At 69.1% G+C, this 6,924-nt stretch carries 5 protein-coding genes; all 5 read right to left on the bottom strand.

Annotation, left to right across the window (positions count from 1 at the left end; genetic code table 11):
- Positions 1–148 precede the first annotated feature (148 nt).
- The 5 genes from ACIPAE_RS38310 to ACIPAE_RS38290 all read right to left on the bottom strand — a co-directional run bounded on the left by ACIPAE_RS38310 (position 149) and on the right by ACIPAE_RS38290 (position 6,830).
- Complete coding sequence (locus ACIPAE_RS38310; RefSeq protein WP_402451896.1) at positions 149–2,374, bottom strand: MMPL family transporter; 2,226 nt, start codon at positions 2,372–2,374, stop codon at positions 149–151.
- 193 nt (positions 2,375–2,567) lie between these two features.
- Positions 2,568–3,167, bottom strand: a complete 600-nt coding sequence (locus ACIPAE_RS38305) for a TetR/AcrR family transcriptional regulator (protein WP_329368469.1) — start codon at positions 3,165–3,167, stop codon at positions 2,568–2,570.
- A gap of 253 nt (positions 3,168–3,420) precedes the next feature.
- Positions 3,421–4,056: a GTP cyclohydrolase II gene (gene ribA / locus ACIPAE_RS38300; protein ID WP_402451894.1), complete on the bottom strand. Its 636-nt coding sequence runs from the start codon at positions 4,054–4,056 to the stop codon at positions 3,421–3,423.
- A 183-nt stretch (positions 4,057–4,239) separates the two neighbouring features.
- Positions 4,240–5,112, bottom strand: coding sequence for a putative RNA methyltransferase (locus tag ACIPAE_RS38295; protein WP_402451892.1), 873 nt, complete (start codon positions 5,110–5,112; stop codon positions 4,240–4,242).
- Between the two features lie 362 nt (positions 5,113–5,474).
- Complete coding sequence (locus tag ACIPAE_RS38290; protein ID WP_402451890.1) at positions 5,475–6,830, bottom strand: DUF4157 domain-containing protein; 1,356 nt, start codon at positions 6,828–6,830, stop codon at positions 5,475–5,477.
- Positions 6,831–6,924: the final 94 nt, after the last annotated feature.

Here is a 6,924-nt window from a genome sequence, read left to right as displayed (position 1 = left end):
CGCAAGACGCTCGACTGGGATACCCCAGCCGAGCGTCTACGTGATCTACTCACCACCTGAAACAAGTGGTGTTGCGACGACCCCTTGAACCCAAGGTCACCACGACCGGCCGGGGCCTGCACCTGCTGCGCTACGACAGCGGCGGCTGTCAGACCCGCACGCCCTCCAGGTCCTCCTCGTCCTCGTCCTCGTCCGAGGACGCAACGAGACTCGGCCGCTCGGCGAGGTTCTTGCGCAACTGCTCGCCCTCGACGTCGACGTTGGGCAGTGCGCGGTCCAGCCAGCGCGGCAGCCACCACGCGGACTTCCCCAGCAGCGCGAGCACCGCCGGCACGATCGTCATCCTGACGACGAACGCGTCGAACGCGACCGCGATCGCAAGTCCGAAGCCCATCATCTTGATCATCGATTCCGACGATCCGATGAACCCGGCGAACACACTGATCATGATGACCGCGGCCGCGGACACCACCCGCGCACCATGGGTGAAGCCGGTCACGACCGCCTGACGCGGCGACTCGCCGTGTACGTACGCCTCACGCATCCGGGTGACCAGGAACACCTCGTAGTCCATGGCCAGTCCGAAGACCACACCGACCATGAAGATCGGCATCATGCTCATGATCGGACCAGTCTGCTGAACGCCCATCAGACCGGACAGCCAACCCCACTGGAAGACCGCCACCACCGCGCCGAGCGCCGCGAGCACCGACAGCAGGAAGCCGAGCGCCGCCTTCAACGGCACCAGCACCGACCGGAACACGACCATCAGCAGCAGGAACGCCAGCCCCACGACCAGCGCCAGATACGGCAGCAGGGCGTCGTTCAGCCGCTGCGAGACGTCGATGTTCATCGCGGTGGTACCGGTGACGAGCACCTTGGCGCCCATGGAGTCGGTGAAGTCACCCGCATGGCCGCGGATGGTGTGCACCAGGTCCTCGGTCTGCGTGCTGCTCGGCTTCGACGCGGGCACCACGGTGAGGGTCGCCGTGTCACCCTTCGGGTTGAACGCGGGCCCGGTCACCGTCTTGACGTCCGCGAAGCCGGCGATGGTCCGCTTGATGTCCTGGGCGGCCGACTTCGGCTGCTTGCTGTGCGCAGCGTCGACGACCACCGTCAACGGCCCGTTGAAGCCCGGCCCGAAACCGTCCGACAGCATGTCGTACGCCTTGCGCTGGGTGGTGCTGACCGGCTGCGAACCGTCGTCGGGCAGCCCGAGTTCCATCCGGCTCATCGGGATGGCCGCAAGACCCAGCGCCACGACCGCGGCGACCAGGAACGGCACCCGGCGCCGCACGACCAGCCGCGCCCAGCGCGTGCCCATGTTCGGCTTGTCCGTCGGCTTGGCGCGACCCTTGCGCACCTTGCGGGTGAGCACCTTGGGGCCGGCGAAGCCGAGCAGCGCGGGGATGAGCGTGAGCGCGATGAGCACGGCAAGCGCGACCGTCGCGGCCGCCGCCAGGCCCATCTTGGTGAGCATCGGGATGTTGACCACCGCCAGGCCCGCCAGCGCGATCAGCACGGTGAGCCCGGCGAACACCACGGCCGACCCGGCCGTACCGACCGCGCGCCCCGCCGCGTCCTCGCCGTCTCGGCCCTCCATGAGCTCATGGCGGTGGCGCGAGACGATGAACAGCGCGTAGTCGATGCCGACCGCCAGTCCGATCATCGACGCAAGCGTCGACGACGTGCTCGACAGGCCGAGTGTCGTCGCCAGGGCGGTGATCGACGCGATGCCGACACCGACGCCCATGATCGCGGTCAGGAGTGGCAGGCCGGCAGCGACCAGCGAACTGAACGTGATCAAAAGCACGACCGCCGCTATGCCGACGCCTATGACCTCGCTGTTGCCGGTCTCCGGCGACGCCTGGAGCGCGGTGCCACCCGTCTCGACAGTCAACCCTGCGTCACGACCGTGCTGCGCCGCGTCCTCGATCGCGGTGTGGGTCGCGTCGGTGATCTCTGTCGACTTGGCGACATAGCTGACGGACGCGTACGCGGTGGTGCCGTCCTTGCTGACCGCGTCCGCAGTGAACGGGTCCGCGACCGTCGCCTTCTGCGGGCTGTTCTTCAGATCGGTGACGACCTTCTCGACCGCCGCCTTGTTCGGCCCAGCGGTGATCTTCTGCCCGTTGGGCGCCTGGAAGACCATGCGCGCGGACGCGCCGTCGGCATTGGTGCCGGGGAAGCGCTCGTGGAGCAGGTCGAACGCCTGCTGCGCCTCGGTGCCCGGGACGGTGAAGTTGTCGGCCGGCGCGGATCGCGCGGTCGCGGCGCCGACACCCGCGAGGGCGAGCAGCGCCACCCACAACAGGACTACGTAGCGCCTCTGCCGGAAGGAGAACCGGCCCAGCTTGTAGAGGAATGTGGCCATGGAGGCATGGGCTCCCGTCAGGAGGGGGCGGACATGGGCGTGAGGAACCAGCCCGACGACGAGAGCGGCGTGTCAGGTGGAGCGTGGTGTGCTGATGTGGTGGTACGGAAAAGGTTCGCTGGTGCGGACGCGGTCGGATCAGTGGCCGGACGAACCGATCCGGCCGACCGGACCGATCATCGAGTCGCTGCGCTCAGGACAGTCCGAGCGCCGGGACGACCACCGCGTCGATGTATCTGTGGCTGTATTCCGGATCGGGGTCGATGCCTTCGATGATCGGGCGGGTCAGCGCCCCCCCGAACAGCATGTGCGGCACGAAGTCCCGCGCCGGGTTGTCCGCGGCCAGTTCACCGCGGTCCACCGCGCGCTGCACCAGTTCGGCGAAGCTGACCAGTTCCGGCTCGATGAGCAGCTCGCGCAGGGCGCGGAACAGGTCGATGTTCTGGAACGCGGCATGCGACAGCCCGCGCATCAGCTCCTGGTCGCGCTTGACCTCGCTCTCGTCGTGCAGCCGCACGAGCTCGTGGAGGTCGCCCGCGAGGGAACCGGTGTCGATGTCCGCGAGGGAGACCGGCTTGCACTGCCGAAGCGCCGTGGCGACCAGTTCCGGCTTGCCCTTCCACTGGCGGTAGAGGGTGGCCTTGCTGGAGCGGGTACGGGCGGCGACGGCGTCCATGGTCAGTGCCTCGTAGCCGACCTCGCGCAGCAGGTCGACCACAGCCTCGTACAGTTCCCGCTCGCGCTCGGGAGTCAGGCGACTGCGCCGCGTAGAGGTACCGGTTTCCGGCGACATGCCCTCTCCTCCCTGTCTGACGGTCGCGCCGATCATACGGAGTCATCGCACCGTATGGATACGCTTCGAAACGATGTCGTACACCTAAGAGCGTAAACGGCCCACGATCGAAACGCCACCGTTTCGATCGTGGGCCGTATCACGTCTCCGCCAGGCAACCGTCAAGCCCCCATCAGGTGATTTCGTGCCGGCACCCCGCGCGCCGCACACCCGAGCGCGCCCGTCGCACGTCAGGAACGGACCGCCAAGACCGTCACGCCGGCAGCGCGATGGTGTGCCCGGTGCGCTCGACCTTCGCCCGCAGGTAGCTGACGTTCGACGCCGAGACGTGGACGGCGGTCGGCACCTGCTCGACGACCTCGACACCCAGGGCGTCGAGCTGCCGCGCCTTGTCCGGGTTGTTGGTCAGCAGCCGGACGCTCCCGACGCCCAGGGCGATGAGCATCTGCGCGGCGGCGGTGTAGTCACGCTCGTCCTCCCCACGGCCGAGGGCAAGGTTCGCCTCATAGGTGTCGAGGCCGTCGTCCTGAAGGGCATAGGCGTCGAGCTTCGCGTAGAGCCCGATCCCGCGCCCTTCCTGCCGCAGGTAGAGCAAGTAGCCGCCGGTGGCGGCGATCCGCTCCACCGACTCCCTCAACTGCGGCCCGCAGTCGCATCGCTCGGAGCCGAACACGTCACCCGTCATGCACTCCGAGTGCGGCCGCACCAGCGGCACGCCGCCAGCGCGGTAGTCGCCGATGCCCAGCGCCAGATGCTCCTTTCCGTCCACCAGACCGGTGAACGTGTACACATCGGCGGTCGTCCCCCACCCGTCGGAGAACCGAAGCGGAACACGCACCCTCGTACGGACCTTGGCGGCGGCCACAGCCGCACCAGCGTCAACCGTCATCGCCACTCCCTCGTAAGATCTTGAAACCTCAAGCTCCTCCGGGTCGCGGTTTATTTCCCCCCGATCACGTGGGTCGGGTCACACGGCGGCGCCGCCCACGGGGTGGAGCCACGCGACGAGGCGGGCGGCGCGATCATCGATGTCGGGACACACCCAGGAGGCGGCCCAGCGCGCCGCAGCACGTCACCTGGGCCGGTAGACCGCCACGGCGAAGGACGCACTCGTCTCGACCACGTCACCCATGGCCCCGATACGTCGGCCCAGTTCCGCGGCGTCGACGTGGCGAGCCGACGGCCCCATGGACACGAGGTCGTTCGCCTCCTGGGGTGTCAGCCGCAAGCCGTACTCCAGTTCCAGCGCATCAGCGCGCTCGGGCCGGAAGTGGGCGTCGAGCGTACGGGAGAGCCGCTCCTCCTTCGCCGCGTCAACGGTCAGCAGGCCCGCGGCACTCCGCACCTCGGCCAGGTGCCGTGGGGTCGGGGTGACCACCACAAGCGCACCGTCCGGACCCAGGACACGCCGGAACTCGGGTCCGTTGCGCGGAGCGAAGACGTTCAGCACGACGTCCATCGACCCCGACCGCACCGGGAGGTCACGCCACACGTCCCATACGGCGGCGACCGCCCGCGGATGCGCCCGCGCCGCGCGCCGCAGTGCGAACTTGGAGACGTCCAGGCCGAGCCCGACCGCCTCAGGCACCGCGTCCAGGGCGGCGACAAGGTAGTAGCCGGTACCGGCGCCCGCATCCAGAACGTTGCCCCGCGCCACGCACCATCGGTCCGCGGCCTCGGCCACCGCGCGGGCCAGCGGCGCGTAGTGCCCGGCGCTCAGGAACGCGTCACGGGCGCCGACCATCGCTGCGGTGTCGGCGGTTCCGGCCCGCATGTCACCCGTCAGGAGGCTGACGTACCCCTGGCGCGCGATGTCGAAGGTGTGCCGCCTGCCGCACCGCAGAGCTCCCGCCGAGGTGTGGAGACCGTCACCGCACAGGGGGCAGCGAAGGACGTCCAGGAGCCGGCGGCGCGGGTCGCCGTCCTCGAACGCGATTGGGGGCATGCTCTGTTCCTCGGCGTAGCTCGGCGTCGGCGTCGGTTGCGGTTGCGACTGCGGGCTGCAGTCGCCCTCCGGTGCAGGATAGGTGGCACGCGGTCGGCGCATGTCCGACAGGGATCGCATACCGCCGAAAGTCCCAGAATCGCCCTGTACGGCCACACGGCCGACCCGAGCGGGTTTTCCCCACCCGACCGGCGGCGTCGCCGCAGACGGCCGCCTACGGGCATTGAGCGGGCCACTGGAGGGACTCCTCGGCTCGCTCCCCTCGCCGTGTGCGCCGCCATCCCCCGGCGCTACGCGTACGAACCGCTGCCCCAGGCCGCTGCACACATCGCTCCACGCCGGCAAGGTCGTCGCCGGGCGTCCTACTCGGGCTGGGGGCGCTGCTGGTGGAACAGGGCGACGCCCTCCAGAAGCCCCTTCTGCTCGACGGTCGGGTTCCCGGACAGCCACTTCAGCGCGGTCTCGTTGGTCGGAGAACCCGCAACCAGCTTGTAGACCCTCAAGTAGCCGGCGAGGCGGTTCAGGAGCTCGCTGTCCTTGATGGCGGCCGAGCTCCCGTAGACGGACAGGGCCGGGGACCCGGCGTGTACGTGGCTGTCCATGAAGTGGAACTCCAGGGCGAGTCGTTTGCGTTCGGAGGAGAGTCGGTCTTCCTTGACGTCCTTGAGGATCGCGGAGAGCTTGCCCTGGCTCTTGAGGTAACTGTCCCCGATGGCGAGCTGGAGCGCCGCCGCGGCCTCGCTGCCGAACGCCCGCAGCTCCGAGCAGATCCACCGCTCCTTCATCGTCAGCGCGGGGGTCTGGGACTTGAAGCGACGTGTGACGGAGTCGAGGGCGTGCTGCATCTCATGGGTCACGGTCGCGGCGAACTCGCGCAGTTCGCGAGACGACGCGTCGTCAGCGGGCCGCGAAATCCGGAGCACGCCACCCTCCGCGGTCTGATCGTCGATGGCGAACTTGGCGCGCGCGCCCGCGAAGCTCGTCTCATCGTCGATCTCGACCCTGATGGATGCCTCCTCCAGCTCCCTGAACAGCTTGCGATACGGGATGGCGAAGTGAACGCCCTCCAACTCGCCCGCCGCCTTGGCGAGTCGTTCGGCGAAGCGGTCCGGCGGGAGGTTCTCCTGTGACCACTTGCCCTTCTCGTAGCCGATGGTGCGCTGGACGGCCGGCTCGCAAGCGTGCCCGGCTGTCGCGCCGCCGACCGCCCTCTGCACAGGTGCCGGACCGGCCAGCACCCTGGTCGCGTTGGCCTCGGCCTCCCGTTCGAAGTCGTCGGTCGGGGACGAGATCCTCAGGCCCTGGCCGTTGTCGTTCCCCCCAACCGGGCCCTGCCGCTGCTGGACGACATGCGTCAACTCGTGGGCGAGGGTGTGCCGGTCCGCGCCGCCGTCGCCGATGACCACGTGATTGCCCATGGTGTAGGCGCGGGCGCCGATCTCGCTTGCGGACCGCTGCGCGGCAATCCCTGTGTGCAGCCGCACCTCGGAGAAGTCCGCTCCGATCCGCGCCTCCATGTCCCGCCTGACCGGCTCGGCCAAGGGCGTGCCCGAGGTACAGAGCACCTCGTCGAAGGAGGAACGCTGCACTGCCGGAGCCGAGGCGGCGGATTGGTGCCCGCAGCTGCCCGAGTGGGCGTGCTGGGCCTGCTCCAGCATCCCGGCCACCGCGGCGTTGCCCACGGTGCGTTGCAGGGCAAGGAGCGAGGCCCCGTTCAAGCCTCCAGGTTGGAGAGCCGCTGGAAGTGAGGGTCGCGATGCCGTTCGACCGGCCGCCCCACGGCGTACGGCCGATTGGGGCGTCTTGTCACTC

It is taken from the genome of Streptomyces sp. NPDC087270, assembly GCF_044744625.1.
Classification (GTDB): domain Bacteria; phylum Actinomycetota; class Actinomycetes; order Streptomycetales; family Streptomycetaceae; genus Actinacidiphila.
The sequence above is the reverse complement of the archived record's forward strand: the minus strand, read 5'-3'. Positions and strand labels throughout refer to the sequence as shown.

Coding starts and splice junctions, on each gene's coding strand:
- ribA (WP_402451894.1), bottom strand. CDS start 4,056: ATGACGGTTGACGCTGGTGCGGCTGTGGCCGCCGCCAAGGTCCGTACG.
- ACIPAE_RS38310 (WP_402451896.1), bottom strand. CDS start 2,374: ATGGCCACATTCCTCTACAAGCTGGGCCGGTTCTCCTTCCGGCAGAGG.
- ACIPAE_RS38295 (WP_402451892.1), bottom strand. CDS start 5,112: ATGCCCCCAATCGCGTTCGAGGACGGCGACCCGCGCCGCCGGCTCCTG.
- ACIPAE_RS38305 (WP_329368469.1), bottom strand. CDS start 3,167: ATGTCGCCGGAAACCGGTACCTCTACGCGGCGCAGTCGCCTGACTCCC.